We start from the raw sequence: 15,212 nt of genomic DNA, 5'->3' as shown, positions 1-15,212 counted from the left end.
CAGGTTTTGGCCCAGGGCCATCCAGCGCGTACACTAGGCCCTCTCTGCGACGACTGGATCACACTTGCGCCTGCCTGCATTTCTTCGCCTGCCTCGCCGTGAGGAAATCCTGCGACGGCGCCCACTGGGGCGCTTCACCCATTATCTGGCGCGCAGTGCCTACTGGCAGCTCCATCGCCGCAACGTCGCCCGGGGGGCCGCCATCGGTACCTTCATCGGTGCCCTACCCTACTTCGGCCACGTTGCTACCATACTGGTCCTGTGTCTGTGGCGGCGCGCCTATATTCCCATCGCCGTGCTCATGCCCTTCGTGGTGACCGGCCCCTTCACCATCGTGCCTTTCTTCTATGCGGCCTATCAGGTGGGTTACGCTCTGCTGCGGCGGATGGACATGGCCCCCGCCTTAACCATCCATTATGCGGATATCCAGCGCCTCGTCCATGGTCACGTGCATCTGGCGACCATGGGCAACCGCCTATGGCACGCCTATCTCATCACCTGGGTTGGCAGTGTGATCCTGGGGACCCTGCTGTCCCTCACGGTCTATTGGGGGGTGCGCATCGGCTGGCGTTTCTGGGTTACCGTGCGGGTCGTGCGGCGACGGCGACGCCGTCAGCCCACCCCCTGATTCCCGGCCTCTGGGGCTTCCGGCGCACGCGCTGCTGGTGCGTCGCCGTCGCCGGCGCCACCCTCCAGACGACCATCGCGCAGGTGCAGCACCCGTTCCATACGGGCCGCAAGGGCTGGTTCGTGGGTGACGACGACCAAGGCCGTACCCAGCTCGGCATTGAGTTCGAGCATCAGGCGGTGGACGCGTTCTGCCGAGGCACTGTCGAGATTGCCCGTGGGCTCATCGGCCAGGAGCAGCGCCGGGCGGTTGACCAGGGCCCGAGCCAGGGCCACGCGCTGGCGCTCGCCGCCCGAGAGCATGCCGGGTTTGTGCTGCAGGCGCTCGGCCAGCCCCACCCGCTCCAGCAGCTCCCGCGCCCAGGGCTCGACTCGGCGCCGCCGTTCCCGCCGTACCAGCAGCGGCATCAGGACATTTTCGAGGGCGGTGAACTCGGGCAGCAGACGATGCAACTGGTAGACAAAGCCGATGTACCGATTGCGCAGGGCAGAGCGCTTGGCCTCGGAGAGCGCGTAGACGTCCTCGCCCAGGATGCGCACCCGCCCCGCCGTCGGTCGTTCGAGGCTGCCCATGACGTGCATGAGCGTGCTCTTGCCCTGACCCGAGGCGCCGACAATGGCCAGCCGCTCTCCCGCCGTCACCCGCAGCTCGATGTCGCGCAGCACCTCCAGACGCGACCGTCCCAGGGTGTAGCCGTGCCGCAGATGCTCCACCGCCAGTACCGGCGCCTCACTCATAGCGCAGTGCCTCCGCCGGATCTACCCGCGCCGCGCGCCAGGAGGGGTACAGGGTCGCCAGCCAGCTCATGAGCAGGGCTGCCAGGGCGACGTGGATGACGTCGCGCGCCTCCAGACGGGAGGGCAGCTGGCTGATGGAGTAGACCTCCGGCGAGAGGAACTGGACGTGAAAGAAATGTTCGATGGCCGGCACCAGCGTGGGGATATTGAGGGCCAGCAGGACCCCGCCGGCAACGCCCAGGGCCGTCCCAAACAGGCCGATCACGGCCCCCTGGATCATGAAGATGAACTGAATGCTGCGCGGCCGCACCCCCAGGGTGCGCAAAATGGCGATGTCCGCCTCCTTGTCCGTCACCACCATGACCAGGGTGGCCACGATATTGAAGGCCGCTACGGCAATGATGAGGGAGAGGATCACGAACATCACGATCTTCTCCATACCCAGGGCCTTGAAAAAGTTCTCATGGGTCTGGGTCCAGTCCTGCACGTAAAAAGCGGGCCCGAGGCGGGTCTGCAGATCCTTGGCAAAGGCAGGGGCAGCAAAGGGATCCTTGATCTGCATGCGCAGTCCGGTAACGCCCTGATCTAAGCCGTAGAGGCGCTGGGCATCCTTGAGGGAAATGTAGGCCATGCCGCTGTCGTAGGCATAGATGCCCACGGAGAAAAGCCCCACCACCGTGAACTGACGCAGTCGCGGCGTTACCCCCAGAGGCGTCACCCCACCCTGGGGCGAGATCAGGGTCACCTTGCCACCGACTCCTACGCCCAGCTGTCGCGCCAGGGCGCGCCCGAGAACGATCCCCCAGTCCCGGGTGTGCAGGGCATCGAGACTCCCGGCTTTCATGTCGGCACCCAGACGGTTCACCCGCCCCTCCAGCTCCGGATCGATGCCCTCCACCACCGCGCCACTGACGAGACCGTCGTGGGAGAGCATGGCCTGGGCCTGCACGTAGGGCGCCACCCCCGTGACACCGGGCAGGCGCTGCAGGCGTCGGACCGCCACGGGCCAGTCCAGAACGGGCACACCATTGCCCTGGATGATGATATCGGAGGTCACCGCCAGGATACGCGAGCGCAGGGTGTGATCGAAACCATTCATGACCGCCATGACGGCTATGAGGGCGGCAACGCCTATGACCATGCCCAGGATGGCCGTCCCGGTGATGAAGGAAATGAAGTGATTGCGCCGCTTGGCGCGGGTGTAGCGCAGTCCGATCCAGAGTTCGTAGGGCGTCACGTCTGCTCCGGCCGCAGATGCGGAAAGAGGATGACCTCCCGGATACTGGGTTGATCCGCCAGGAGCATGACCAGACGGTCCACACCCAGGCCAACTCCCGCCGTGGGCGGCATGCCGTACTCCAGGGCGCGGATGTAGTCGGCGTCGAAGAACATGGCCTCTTCGTCTCCCGCCTCCTTGGCCGCCACCTGGGCACGGAAACGGGCCGCCTGATCGTCGGGATCGTTGAGCTCCGAGAACCCATTGGCCAGTTCCCGCCCGGCAATGAAGAGCTCGAAACGGTCCGTCAGTTCGGGATCCGCACTGCAGCGCCGGGCCAAGGGGCTTACTTCCAGAGGGTATTCGGTGATGAAAGTGGGTTGCTCGAGGCGAGGTTCCACGGTTTTTTCAAAGAGTTCCACAAGGCGCTTGCCCCAGCCCCAGTCCGCGGGACAGGGGTGGCCCAGTTCACGCAGCTTGTCGCCGAGGATACCCGCATCGCGCAGGTTTTTGTGCGCCAGATCCGGATGGTAACGTCGCACCGCTTCGGCCACGCCAAGGCGCGCGAAGGGCTCACCGAGATGGATGGCAAGCCCCTGATAGTGGATATCGGTACTGCCCAGAGCCGCCTGGGCAGCGGCGCGGATGAGGGTCTCGCAACGGTCCATGGCCATGGTGTAGTCGGCATAGGCCTCGTACCACTCGAGCATGGTGAATTCGGGGTTGTGCCGGGTGGACACGCCCTCGTTACGAAAGTTGCGGTTGATCTCGAAAACCCGCTCGAAACCGCCCACCACCAGGCGCTTGAGATAAAGCTCCGGGGCGATGCGCAGGTACAAGGTCATGTCCAGGGCGTGGTGGTGGGTAATGAAAGGACGCGCCGTCGCACCACCGGGGATGGGCTGCATCATGGGCGTCTCCACCTCGATGAAGCCGTCGTTGCTGAGTACGGCGCGCAGCGCCGCCACGGTCTGGCTGCGAATCCGGAAGGTCCGCCGCGTCGACTCGGTGACGATGAGGTCCACATAGCGCTGGCGAAAGCGGGTCTCCGGATCGCTGAGGCCATGCCATTTTTCGGGCAGGGGCCGCAGAGCCTTGGCCAGCAAGGTAAAGGATGCCACCCGCAGGGAGAGCTCGCCCGTCTTGGTTCGAAAGAGCTGCCCGCCGACACCGATGACGTCGCCCAGATCCAGCTCCTTGAACTGGGCGTAGGCGTCTTCGCCCAATTCGTCGCGGCTGAAGAAAAGCTGCAAGCGGCCGCTCCCATCCTGTAGGTCGGCAAAACTCGCCTTGCCCATGATGCGCCGGCTCATGAGGCGTCCGCCCAGGTGCGCCTGTACCGCCTGGGCATCGAGTTCCGCGGCATCGCTCTGGTCGTAGCGCCGGTGCAACTCCGCCGCTTCGGCATCGCGCCGGAACCCGTTGGGATAGGCCGCACCCTGCTCGCGCCAACGCTCGAGCTTGTGGCGCCGCACCTGCATCTGGTCGTTGAGTTCCTGGTCCACTACCTGTCCTTGCCTTATCGAGACCCAAAGGCCATTGTCGCACGCCACCGCGGCCGTCGGTAGCCGCGGCCGCCCGGGTCCAGTGCCCGTTGCATCAGAGGCCAGCCTTCAGGGCGGCCTCCACGAAGCCATCGAGGTCGCCGTCCAGCACCCGCTGCGTATCGCCCACTTCCACCCCAGTGCGCAGATCCTTGATGCGCGACTGGTCGAGGACATAGGAGCGAATCTGATGTCCCCAGCCGATGTCGCTCTTGGTATCTTCCAGGGCTTGTTTTTCGGCATTGCGCTTTTGCATCTCCAGCTCATAAAGCTTGGAACGCAGCATGCGCATGGCCTCCGCCCGGTTCTTGTGTTGCGAGCGGTCGGTCTGACAGGCCACCACGATACCCGTGGGGATGTGCGTCAGGCGCACGGCCGAATCGGTCTTGTTGACGTGCTGGCCGCCGGCACCACTGGCGCGGTAGGTATCCACCTTGAGATCCGCCGGGTTGATCTCGATCTCGAAACTGTCGTCGATCTCCGGGTAGACGAACACACTGGCGAAGCTCGTGTGGCGGCGGTTGCCGGAATCGAAGGGAGATTTGCGCACCAGGCGGTGCACACCCGTTTCCGTACGCAGCCAGCCGAAGGCATGATCGCCGCGCACGTGCAGACTGGCGGACTTGATGCCCGCCACCTCACCCTCCGAGACCTCCACGAGCTCCGTGCTGAAACCGCGCGCCTCGCACCAGTGCAGGTACATGCGCAGGAGCATGTTGGCCCAGTCCTGGGCCTCCGTTCCGCCCGCCCCCGCCTGGATATCCACAAAGGCGTCGGCGCCGTCCTGCGGACCGGAAAACATGCGCTGAAACTCCAGCTTTTCCACGGTCGCCCGGGCAGCCTCGAGATCCCCGGCAACGGCTTCCAGCAGCGCCTCATCCTGCTCCGCCACCGCCAGTTCCACCATCTCGGCGCTATCCCGCAGTTTCTGATCGAGTTCCTGCAACGGCCGGACAACGGCCTCCAGCTGGGTGCGCTCTCGCTCCAAGGCCTGGGCGCGTTCGGGGTCCTCCCAGAGTTTGGGATCCTCGCTCTCTAGCTGTACTTCTTCCAGTCGGGCTGCTTTTCCCGGCAGGTCAAAGATACCCCCTAAGACCCTGGACACGGGTCTCCAGATCCTGCAGAAGGGCTTTTATTTCATTGAGTTCTGCCATTTTCCTCTCCATTACGCAGAGCGTGCAGGCGCAGCTGCAGGCGCTCCGTACCAGCATACCGATTGACCTCCGGAACGTAGAGGGCCTCCACCCAGGGGCCGGGCGGTAGTTCGGGGCTGCGAAAGCGGATCGCCTCGAAACGGCGCCCGGCACCATCGTCCAGATGTAGACGCCAATGGCCACCGGGCAAGGCCTTGCGCTCGCAAATACGAAACCGTCCCCAAAAAAGGGGTTCCGGGAAACCATTACCCCAAGGCCCCGCCGCCTCCAGACGCCGGGCCAACTCGAGGTCCAGGCTGGAACTCTCCAGCGGTCCGTCGTGGAAGACGCTCTCCTCCAGATCCTCGGTCGTGAGACGCTCCGCCAGAACGGTGTTCCACAGCGCCACGAACTCGTCCAGATGCGCACGGCGCAGGCGCAGGCCCGCCGCCGCCGCATGCCCGCCGAACCGTTCCAGGAGGTGCGGGGCGCGCGCGACACAGTCGGCCAGACTGTCGCGCAGATGCAGACCCGCTATGGACCTGCCGGAGCCCTGCAGAAAACCATCGCCCACCGGCGCGAAGGCAATGGCCGGGCGGTGGTAGCGTTCCCGCAATCGACCGGCGACGATGCCGATGACCCCGGCATGCCATTCCGGCTGAAAAACACAAAGGCCAAGATTATGCCCGCAGTCCGGCAGATCGTCCACGATTTGCTGCGCCGCTTCGCTCATCTGCGTTTCGATGGCACGTCGCTGGCGGTTGAGCTCGTCCAGGGTACGGGCGAGTTCCGCGGCTTCGGCACGATCCTGGCTGAGCAGCAGGCGGATGCCCAGGCCCATGTCCTCGAGACGCCCCGCCGCGTTGATCCGCGGCGCCAGGGTAAAACCCAGGGTGGCCGCTGTCACGGCGGCCGGTTCGACACCGGCGCACTCGAGCAGGGCCGCAAGGCCGGGGCGCGCCCGCCCACTGCGCAGACGCTTGAGGCCCTGCTGCACGAGAATACGGTTGTTGTGTTCCAAAGCCACCACGTCGGCCACCGTACCCAGGGCCACCAGATCCCAGAGCTGGCCAAAGTGCGGCGCACCTGCGCCGAGATAGCCGCGATCCAGCAGGCGCCGGCGCACGGCTGCCGCCAGGTAAAAGGCCACGGCCACCCCCGAGCTGCTTTTCCAGGGGAAGGGACAACCGGGTTGGCGCGGATTGACAATGGCGTCGGCGGCCGGCAGAACGGCGCCCGGGAGGTGGTGATCGGTGATGATCACCTGCAGGTTGCGGGCCTTGGCTGCGGCCACGCCATCGACACTGGTGATACCGTTGTCCACGGTCACCACGATCTCCGTATCGGCGGGGAGCTGTGCCACCAGTTCCGGGGTCAGGCCGTAACCCCAGCGAAAACGATCGGGCACGACATAACGCAGGGCACGGGCACCACAGAGACTGAGGGCTTCATGGAGGAGGGCCGTGGCCGTGGCGCCATCGCAGTCGTAATCGCCGACGATGCAGACCACGCGCTGCTGCCGCACGGCGTCCGCCAGGAGCTCCGCCGCCGCACCCAGTCCCAGGAGGCCCTGATCCCCCTCACCGGGACTCAGCTGCTCCACATCGAGCCGCAACTGCCGTGTTTCGCGCACGGCGCGCGCGGCGTAGAGGCGAGCGAGCACCGGATCCAGCGCCACGCGTTTGGCCTCAGCAAGGATTTCTGGGGCAAGCAGGGGCCGCTGCTGCCACCGGCTCACGTCCAGCCTCCCGGCCGGGCCGTACCATCGGGCCAGCGCCGTCGTCGCCAAAATGCCCAGCCTTGTTGCCGGTGCCAGGAGCAGCGCTCCACCCCACCACTCGGGAGCAGGCCAGAGTAGAGGTTCAGGGGCTGGCCACTACCGCGTCGCAAAAGCTCGGCGCTGCGCTGCTCGAAGTCTGCGGCCGTCTCCATAAAGCGCCAGGATCCGGGATACTCCCACAACCAGGGGGTCGCCGATCCCCGCTGCGGTTGGTGCGCGAATTCCACGCCGAAATACTGGGCTGCGGCCCGCAGCTCCGGCCGCGCTGAAAAGATCCCCCGCACCGCCGGATCCTCGGGGATGGCAGGCAGGCAACCCCCACCCCAGGGCCAAAAGTAGTTCCAGGGCTCGAGGCCCTGCAGCTCACGTCGGCGGTTGACGGGGTGAGCCGCCAGGATCATCTGCAATTCGTCCAGGGTGCGGCGCCACTGGCCCGACTGCGGTCCCGATAGATTCCCCTGCTGCAGTTCCCGTCCCAGCACCTGGGACAGGGGCTGGCTGTGCAAGGGCAAAGGCTCCGGACTGAGGAGATACCAGCGCTCTCGACCGCGCGCCAGTTGCCAGGAAGACCCCTGGGTGTACTCCCGGGCTGCGGCAAAGAGCGCCTCGTGCTCCCCTTCGGAAAGGATCTCACCGGCCTGCAGCAAGGCCCGTCCAGCACCGCCACCTATGCGCACGGGCTCCAGGGCCCACACCCAGTGATCGCCACAGGAAATGCCCTCGGCGGTGGCCAGCAGGGCAGCTGCAGGCAGGGGCCCGGCAAGCCCCAGCAGGCGCCCCATGAGCTCCAGTTCGTCCCCTGCTGGCAGGAGTCGGCGCTTACCCTGTGCCCAGAGGCGCGGCAGAAGCGAGCCACCCACCTCGTCCGGCAGTCCGTGCAAGCCGCTGAGCCAGACGCTGGAGGTGGGCGTCATCAATCCCGGAGTATGGCTCGCTGCACGGCGTCCAGATCGGCGTCCACCGTGTGCACCTTGCCGCCCTGGGCGATGGCCACGTCCGGATCCTTCAGACCGTGGCCCGTAAGGGTACAGACCACCCTCGCCCCCGCCTCGATCTTGCCCGCGCGGGCGGCCGCGACGACCCCGGCAACGGAGGTAGCAGAGGCCGGTTCACAGAAGACCCCCTCGTGCTGCGCCAGCCAGCGCTGCGCCTCGAGGATCTCCGCATCGCTGTGGGCGGCAAACCAACCGCCGCTCTCGCGAACCACGGCGTGGGCCTGATGCCAGGACATGGGGTGACCGATGCGAATGGCCGTAGCGATGGTCTCGGGCTCACGAATAAACTCCCCAGCCATGAAGGGGGCGCTGCCAGCGGCCTGAAAGCCCAGCATCTTCGGGCGCTTGCCAGGACCACCGTGGCCGTAGGGACACTGTCCGTCGCAGAATTTACAGGCTTCCGTAAGGCTCTGGGCGGGATCGGCACGACGGTCGCTCGCCTCACAGTACCCCATCCAGTGGGCGGTGATATTGCCGGCGTTGCCCACGGGCAGCGCGTGGTAGTCGGGAGCACCCCCCAGTGCCTCGATGATCTCATAGGCGGCGGTCTTCTGCCCCTGCAAGCGGTAGGGGTTGACGGAATTCACCAGGGTGATGGGTTCGGTCTGCGCCACCTCCTGGACGATACGCATACCGGCATCGAAGTTGCCACGGATCTGTAACACCAGGGCACCGTGCATCATGGCCTGGGACAGCTTGCCCAAGGCGATCTTGCCCTCCGGGATGACCACGAAGGCGCGCATGCCAGCGCGTGCGGCGTAGGCCGCTGCCGCCGCCGAGGTATTGCCCGTGGAGGCGCAGATGATCATCTCGCTACCCTGCTCACGCGCCTTGGTCACGGCCATGGTCATACCGCGATCCTTGAAGGAACCCGTGGGATTGAGCCCCTCGAACTTCAGAAAGAGGCGCAGCTCGAGTCCCAGAACCTTTGGTAGGTGCTGGCACTCGATGAGCGGCGTGTTGCCCTCACAGAGGCTTACGGCCTCGGTCTCTGGGGCCAGGGGTAGATAGGGTCGGTAACGGTCGATGATGCCGGTATATCGAGTCATGGGAACGCATCCAGAGCGTGGTAACGAGACAGTAAAAAGACGGTTCTAGCCTTGCTGATCGATGTTTTCTATGCGCAGACGCAGGACCTCACCACCGATCACCGGCAACTGCGCCATCTGCGCCAGGGCGGCATCGAGGTCCGCCTCGCGGCAGCGGTGCAGCACCAGGACGATGGGCACCGTCTCGGCGCCAAGGCGCTCGCGTTGGATGAGGGCCTCGATGGACACCCCATGGGCGGCCAGTACCGCCGCAACCTGCGCCAGTACGCCGGGCCGGTTTGCGGCTTCGATGCGCAGGTAATAGGCGCTCTCCACGGCGGCCATGGGCAGCAGGGGCAAAGCAGTGAGGGCATCGGCCTGAAAGGCGAGGTGCGGTACCCGATTGCTGGGGTCGGCAGTCATGGTGCGGGCGACATCCACCAGATCGGCGACCACGGCACTGGCCGTGGGGTCGCCACCGGCACCACGACCGTAGCAGATACTCTGTCCGGCTGCATCGCTATGCACCAGAATGGCGTTGAAGGGACCCTCGACGCTGGCAAGGAGGTGGCTGGCGGGAATGAGGGTGGGGTGCACCCGCAACTCCACCCCGTCGTCACACCGCCGGGTAATACCCAGGAGCTTGATGCGGTAACCCAACTCCGCTGCAAAGGCCACGTCCTGTCGCTGCAGGTGGCGGATGCCTTCGACGTGACAGTGGGCAAAATCCACCGGGATGCCAAAGGCCACCGAGGCCATGAGGGTGATCTTGTGCGCCGCGTCACCACCGTCCACATCGAGGCTTGGGTCCGCCTCGGCGTAACCGAGCTCCTGAGCGGCTGCGAGCGCCCGCTCGAAATCCCAGGACTCCCGATACATCTGCGTCAGTATGTAGTTGCTGGTGCCGTTGATGATGCCCATGAGGGACTGGATACGATTACCGGCAAGGCCCTCGCGGATGGTCTTGACAATGGGAATGGCACCGGCCACCGCCGCCTCGAAGGCCACCATTAGCCCGCGCGCCTGGGCCGCCGCAAAGATCTCGTTGCCGTGCAAGGCCAGCAGCGCCTTGTTGGCGGTCACCACGTGCTTGCCGCTCTCCAGGGCCGCTAGAGTCAGCGCGCGGGCGGGATCGATGCCGCCCATGACCTCGACGACCACGTCGATGTCGGGATCGCGTACTACCGCCCAAGGATCGGCGCTGACGCGGGCATCCAACTCCAGACCGTGCAGACGCTCGGGCTTGCGCACCGCCGCGTGACAGATCCGCAGCTCCCGTCCCACCCGCCGGCGAATTTCGTCGGCATTGCGCTGCAGAACGCGCACCGTGCCCTGCCCAACCGTCCCCATGCCCAGGATGCCAACGCGCACCGGGGCGGTATCCAACGCCATTTACCAGCCCTCCCGAAACAGGTGTTTGATGCCGCGAATGGCCTGACGCGTGCGCTGCTCGTTCTCGACCAGACCAAAGCGCACGTAGCCATCGCCCAGCTCGCCAAAGCCGATACCGGGACTCACGGCCACCTTGGCCCGCTCCAACAGCATCTTGGCGAACTCCAGCGAGCCCTTGTCGCGCCAGGTCTCCGGTATGGGCGCCCAGACAAACATGGTCGCCCTGGGTCGCTCCACCGTCCAGCCGGCGCTGTTGAGACCATCGCAGAGGACGTCGCGACGCTGCTCATAGACCCTGCGGATATCCTCGACGCAGTCCTGCGGCCCCTCCAGGGCAGCAATGGACGCCACCTGGATGGGCGTGAAGGTACCGTAGTCCAAGTAACTCTTGATGCGTGCCAGAGCGCCGATGAGCTTGGGGTTGCCCGCCGCGAAACCCACCCGCCAGCCGGGCATGTTGTAGCTCTTGGACAGGGTAAAGAACTCCACGCCAACGTCCTTGGCCCCCGGGGTCTGGAGAAAACTGGGGGCACGGTAGCCATCGAAGACGATGTCGGCATAGGCCAGATCGTGCACCACCCAGATCCGATGCTCTTTGGCAAATTCGACGATGCGGGCAAAGAAATCCGGCTCTACCACCGTCGCCGTCGGGTTGTGCGGAAAATTGATCACCAGCATCTTCGGCTTGGGCCAGGCGGCCTTGATCGCCTTTTCCAGTTCCTCGAAGAAATCCAGCCCCGGCAGCATGGGCACGTGGCGCACATCGGCACCCGCGATGACGAAGCCATAGGGATGAATGGGGTAGGTGGGACTGGGCACCAAAACCGTATCGCCAGGCCCCATGGTGGCCAGCGCCAAATGGGCCAGGCCCTCCTTGGAACCGATGGTGACGATGGCCTCGGATTCCGGATCGATATCCACACCATAGCGCTGCCCGTACCAGGTGGCGATGGCCCGCCGCAGCCGCGGTATGCCGCGGGAAACACTGTAACGGTGGGTGTCACCACGCTGGGCCGTCTCACAGAGCTTGTCGACGATGAACTGCGGTGTCGGTTGATCGGGGTTGCCCATACCAAAGTCGATGATGTCTTCGCCCCGCTTGCGGGCCTGCAGCTTGAGATCCGTAACGATGTTGAAGACGTAGGGAGGGAGGCGGCGAATCCGCTCGAAATCGCTGTTCATGGACGCTGGACCTTGGGCTTGTGGGCAAAACGTAAATCGAAGAACAATAGAGGGGGTCCACCACGGTGTCAATCTGTGTAAGGAAAGGGTGATGAAACTCCACCGTCAGCAAGATTCTGGCCAAAACCAGATACAGCTCTACGACGACGCCGGCTTCGTGATTCAGGGTCGACGCCACGGCGGCGGGATTCTGGTGACCGCACACTCCCTGGAGAGCCCCTGGGGGCCAGCCACGGCCGCGGAACTCGTGGCCGAGGATTTTGCCGGCATCGCCGCCCTGGCACCCGAAGTCGTCGTGGTCGGCACCGGTCAACGTCAGCATCTGCTCCTACCCGCCCTGGGCGATCTGCGTCGCTTGGGCCTCGCCCTGGAAATCATGGACACGGGCGCCGCCTGCCGAACCTACAATGTCCTCCTCGCTGAGGATCGTCGGGTGGTAGCCGCGCTCCTGCACCCCAGCGCGCGCTGAACTCACCACCTCAGGCAAAGAGGTTGTGCGTATCCAGGCCCTCGGCTTCGATGCGCCGCCGCAGGATCAGCAAGGCCTCCACCTGTATCTGGCGTACCCGCTCGCGGGTGATGCCAAGACGCGTCCCCACCTCTTCCAGGGTAGCGCCGTCCCCGCCATCCAAACCAAAACGCCAGGACAACACCAGGCGGTGCTTTTCACTGAGACCAGCCAGCCAGCTCTGCAGGCGCACCGCCAGGTTCTGCGCGGCGACCATGGCCTCGGGCCCCTGCGCCTCCGCATCGCTCAATACCTCATTGAGATCACGCCCCTGATCGCGCTGCCCCGAGTTGTCGAGGCTGGTTACCCGCCCGTCCATCTCCAGACAGCCGCGCACCTGATCCACGGGCCGATCGAGCGCCGCTGCCACCTCATCGACGCTGGGCTCACGGCGCAATTCTTGCTCCAGGCAGCGCGCAGCGCGCAGCACCACCGCCAGCTCCTTCATGACGTGGACCGGCAGGCGTATGGTACGGGTCTGATTCATGAGCGCCCGCTCGATGTTCTGGCGAATCCACCAGGTGGCATAGGTAGAAAAACGAAAACCCCTTTCGGGGTCGAATTTTTCCACGGCGCGGATCAGGCCAAGGTTGCCTTCTTCGATGAGGTCCAGCAGTGGCATGCCCCGATGCAGATAACGCCGGGCCACCCGGACCACGAGGCGCAGATTGCACTCGATCATGCGGGTGCGGGCGCGGACATCGCCCTGCTGCACCAGACGGCCATAGTAGATCTCTTCTTCGGCGGTGAGGAGGGGATTGTGACCAATCTCCTGCAGGTAGATCCGCGTGGCATCCCAGTCCAAGTCCGCTTCGCCAGGAGCCACGGACTCCGCTTCGTCCAAAGCGCCTTCGACTTCCTCGACCTCCACCGGATTGGCTTCGCCATCGTCGATTTCCTGCGTATCCGCCATCAGATCCACGTCGTATCCTCCTGCGACACCGATACCGTTCCTGCCAACAAGGGCACGAAGTGACAGGGACCGAGATCCTGCTCCTCCACCCGCGACCCATCCCAGCGGCGCAGACGCAGCCGCTGCCGGCCATTCTCCACCACAGGCATCAGCAATACACCGCCGGGACGCAGCTGGGCAAAGAGCGGCGGCAGGGCGCAGGGCACCGCTGCCGTGAAAACGATGGCATCGAAGGGCGCCCGTTCCGGCCAGCCCAAGGCTCCGTCCCCGTGGCGCAGATGCACCTCGAGGGAGAGTCTGGCAAGGGTCGCCGCCGCCCGCCGTTGCAGGGCTTCGATGCGCTCGATACTGAACACCTCCATCCCCAGCATGGCCAATAGCGCGCAGTGGTAACCCGAGCCCGTACCGATTTCCAGGACCCGGTGGGGGGATGCCTCCTGCAGCAGTACCTCCAGCATCCGTGCCACCACCAGGGGCTGGGAGATGGTCTGACCGAAGCCGATGGGCAGGGAGACCGGCTCGTAGGCTCGGCTCGACAGGGCCTCTGCCACGAAGAGGTGGCGCGGCAACTGCGCCATGGCGGCCAGCACACGCTCGTCGGCGATGCCCTCGTCTTGCAGCCGCGCCACCATCCGTGCCCGCGTGCGCGGGGAAATCATACCCACCTCCGGGCTCACATGGGACAGCATTGCAGCCACTCCGAAAGACTCTCCAGAAACCGGTACCGGGTCATATCCAGATCCAGCGGAGTGATGGAGACGTAACCGCGGCGCACGGCATCGAAATCGGTGCCGGGGCCGGCGTCGGCCTCGCGACCCGAGGGCCCGATCCAGTAAACGGGCTCGCCGCGCGGGTCCGCCGCTGGGATTACCCACTCGCTCTTGTGTCGCCGCCCCAGACGGGTCACCTCCCGTCCCCGCAATTGCGCGTAGGGCAGATCCGGCACGTTGACGTTGAGGATGGTATCGGCGGGCAAGGGGTTGCTGAGCAGCCCGCGGACCAGATCGGCAGCCACCCGTGCTGCACTGTCGTAATGCTCGGGGTCTCGGCCTACCAAGGAGACGGCAATGGCCGGCAGACCGAGGAAACGGCCCTCCATGGCCGCCGCTACCGTACCGGAGTAAAGTACATCGTCGCCCATGTTGGCACCGCGATTGATTCCGGAGACCACCATGTCCGGCACCTCGGGAAGGATGCCCGTCGCGGCGAGGTGGACGCAGTCCGTGGGCGTTCCGCCGACGAGGTAGAGAAAGCCGTTGAGACCGGTACGCACCCGCAGGGGCCGATCCAGGGTCAGGGAATTGCTGGCGCCGCTGCGATCCTGTTCCGGTGCCACGACCTGCACCTCGCCCAGGGGTTCCAGGGCCTTGGCCAGTGCCGCGAGACCAGGCGCCAGGTAACCGTCATCGTTACTCAGCAGAATCCGCGGCATCTGGACCTCCCTGGGAGTTTGGCGGCAGGAGACGACTCGCAGCAGGGTGCAATCTGCTGCGTCGCGGGCCCAATGGTAGTCCAGCGACGCCCGCCGGTCCAGATCAAGGTACGGGAGTCGCTCCCTTGCCTTGCGTTTCCAATTGGTGTTCCAGCAACAGGACGCGCAGTCTGGCCGCGTCCATGTTTTCCTTCAGATGCTCTACCTTGTCCAGATAGCGGGCGTAGTTACGCTCATTACCCGTCCGCTCCGCCTTACCCTTTTCGTAGGCCTCGGTGGCGTTGATGAGTGCCACGCGCGCCGCGGCCAACTGTGCTTCCAGTTGCTTTTGCGCCATGTTCTCGACGGGAGCCGATTCCGCCGGAGCCACCGGCACAGGGCGCGTCGGCGGCGGACTTGCCGGCGCCGCCGTCACCGGCGTACTGACGGAAGCCTCCGGTGCGCCAGATATGGTCTCCACGTGACGCGCATTGGCCGGGGGATTGCCGCCGTAGGTGACGACGCCGTCCGGTCCCACCCAGCGATAAATGGCAGCCTGCGTCGAGGCGATGGGCATCGCCAGCAGACCAAGCCCGACCGCCGCACCCGGCAGCCAGTGCACCGTGCTCTTCCAGACCTGCGAAACGCGCATACCGACTCCTCCCATCGACACTCGTCGCCGCTCCAAAAACCCTGCAACTAATTAGCTGTGCGCAGGCACGACTGTCAAGGACGCCCCGCCCGA

The 15,212-nt window shown here is 65.3% G+C and carries 15 protein-coding genes; 2 read left to right on the top strand and 13 right to left on the bottom strand.

Annotated features, from left to right (window positions below; translation table 11 throughout):
- Nucleotides 1-64: 64 nt before the first annotated feature.
- The gene (locus ACAty_RS01760) at nt 65-628 is read left to right on the top strand and encodes a DUF2062 domain-containing protein (protein ID WP_004870377.1); all 564 of its coding nucleotides are present in this window, start codon (nt 65-67) and stop codon (nt 626-628) included.
- Here ACAty_RS01760 and ACAty_RS01755 read toward each other — a convergent pair.
- The 9 genes from ACAty_RS01755 to alaC form a co-directional block, all read right to left on the bottom strand.
- Nucleotides 613-1,365 (bottom strand): ABC transporter ATP-binding protein, encoded by a 753-nt coding sequence (locus ACAty_RS01755; RefSeq protein WP_004870376.1) that lies wholly within the window; start codon nt 1,363-1,365, stop codon nt 613-615. The two genes, ACAty_RS01760 and ACAty_RS01755, sit on opposite strands and share 16 nt — an antisense overlap.
- Entirely contained in the window at nt 1,358-2,602 is a 1,245-nt protein-coding gene (locus tag ACAty_RS01750; protein WP_004870374.1) for a lipoprotein-releasing ABC transporter permease subunit, read from the bottom strand. The genes ACAty_RS01755 and ACAty_RS01750 overlap by 8 nt, the downstream gene beginning before the upstream one ends.
- Entirely contained in the window at nt 2,599-4,086 is a 1,488-nt protein-coding gene (gene lysS, locus ACAty_RS01745; RefSeq protein ID WP_004870372.1) for a lysine--tRNA ligase, read from the bottom strand. The genes ACAty_RS01750 and lysS overlap by 4 nt, the downstream gene beginning before the upstream one ends.
- Nucleotides 4,087-4,180: 94 nt before the next feature.
- A protein-coding gene (prfB, locus tag ACAty_RS01740) for a peptide chain release factor 2 (RefSeq protein ID WP_153801795.1) occupies nt 4,181-5,279 on the bottom strand; the annotation gives its coding sequence in 2 pieces (ribosomal slippage) (nt 4,181-5,203 and nt 5,205-5,279; 1,098 coding nt in all).
- Nucleotides 5,263-6,996, bottom strand: coding sequence for a single-stranded-DNA-specific exonuclease RecJ (gene recJ, locus ACAty_RS01735; RefSeq protein ID WP_004870367.1), 1,734 nt, complete (start codon nt 6,994-6,996; stop codon nt 5,263-5,265). Before recJ ends, prfB begins: the two co-directional genes overlap by 17 nt.
- Nucleotides 6,993-7,952, bottom strand: coding sequence for a hypothetical protein (locus ACAty_RS01730; protein ID WP_004870365.1), 960 nt, complete (start codon nt 7,950-7,952; stop codon nt 6,993-6,995). The genes recJ and ACAty_RS01730 overlap by 4 nt, the downstream gene beginning before the upstream one ends.
- Nucleotides 7,952-9,082 carry a threonine synthase gene (gene thrC, locus ACAty_RS01725; protein WP_004870364.1) on the bottom strand — a complete coding sequence of 377 codons (1,131 nt, stop codon included), beginning with the start codon at nt 9,080-9,082 and terminating at the stop codon, nt 7,952-7,954. Before thrC ends, ACAty_RS01730 begins: the two co-directional genes overlap by 1 nt.
- Nucleotides 9,083-9,127: 45 nt before the next feature.
- Complete coding sequence (locus tag ACAty_RS01720) at nt 9,128-10,453, bottom strand: homoserine dehydrogenase (RefSeq protein ID WP_004870362.1); 1,326 nt, start codon at nt 10,451-10,453, stop codon at nt 9,128-9,130.
- Complete coding sequence (alaC, locus tag ACAty_RS01715) at nt 10,454-11,635, bottom strand: alanine transaminase (RefSeq protein ID WP_004870360.1); 1,182 nt, start codon at nt 11,633-11,635, stop codon at nt 10,454-10,456.
- A gap of 91 nt (nt 11,636-11,726) precedes the next feature.
- On the opposite strand from alaC, the gene ACAty_RS01710 reads away from it, so the two are divergent.
- On the top strand, nt 11,727-12,104 hold the full coding sequence (locus tag ACAty_RS01710; RefSeq protein ID WP_004870358.1) for an Mth938-like domain-containing protein: 378 nt from the start codon (nt 11,727-11,729) through the stop codon (nt 12,102-12,104).
- A 10-nt stretch (nt 12,105-12,114) separates the two neighbouring features.
- Here ACAty_RS01710 and rpoS read toward each other — a convergent pair whose 3' ends face one another.
- From rpoS to ACAty_RS01690, 4 genes are all read right to left on the bottom strand, one after another.
- Nucleotides 12,115-13,056 (bottom strand): RNA polymerase sigma factor RpoS, encoded by a 942-nt coding sequence (gene rpoS, locus ACAty_RS01705; protein WP_187288662.1) that lies wholly within the window; start codon nt 13,054-13,056, stop codon nt 12,115-12,117.
- The gene (locus tag ACAty_RS01700) at nt 13,056-13,715 is read right to left on the bottom strand and encodes a protein-L-isoaspartate(D-aspartate) O-methyltransferase (RefSeq protein ID WP_226047748.1); all 660 of its coding nucleotides are present in this window, start codon (nt 13,713-13,715) and stop codon (nt 13,056-13,058) included. Before ACAty_RS01700 ends, rpoS begins: the two co-directional genes overlap by 1 nt.
- Before the next feature lie 14 nt (nt 13,716-13,729).
- The gene (surE, locus tag ACAty_RS01695; RefSeq protein WP_004870352.1) at nt 13,730-14,488 is read right to left on the bottom strand and encodes a 5'/3'-nucleotidase SurE; all 759 of its coding nucleotides are present in this window, start codon (nt 14,486-14,488) and stop codon (nt 13,730-13,732) included.
- A gap of 103 nt (nt 14,489-14,591) precedes the next feature.
- Nucleotides 14,592-15,119: a DUF4124 domain-containing protein gene (locus ACAty_RS01690; protein WP_004870351.1), complete on the bottom strand. Its 528-nt coding sequence runs from the start codon at nt 15,117-15,119 to the stop codon at nt 14,592-14,594.
- Between the last annotated feature and the right edge of the window lie 93 nt (nt 15,120-15,212).

It is taken from the genome of Acidithiobacillus caldus ATCC 51756, assembly GCF_000175575.2.
Classification (GTDB): Bacteria; Pseudomonadota; Gammaproteobacteria; order Acidithiobacillales; family Acidithiobacillaceae; genus Acidithiobacillus_A; species Acidithiobacillus_A caldus.
This window is presented reverse-complemented; position numbering and strand designations above follow the sequence as displayed.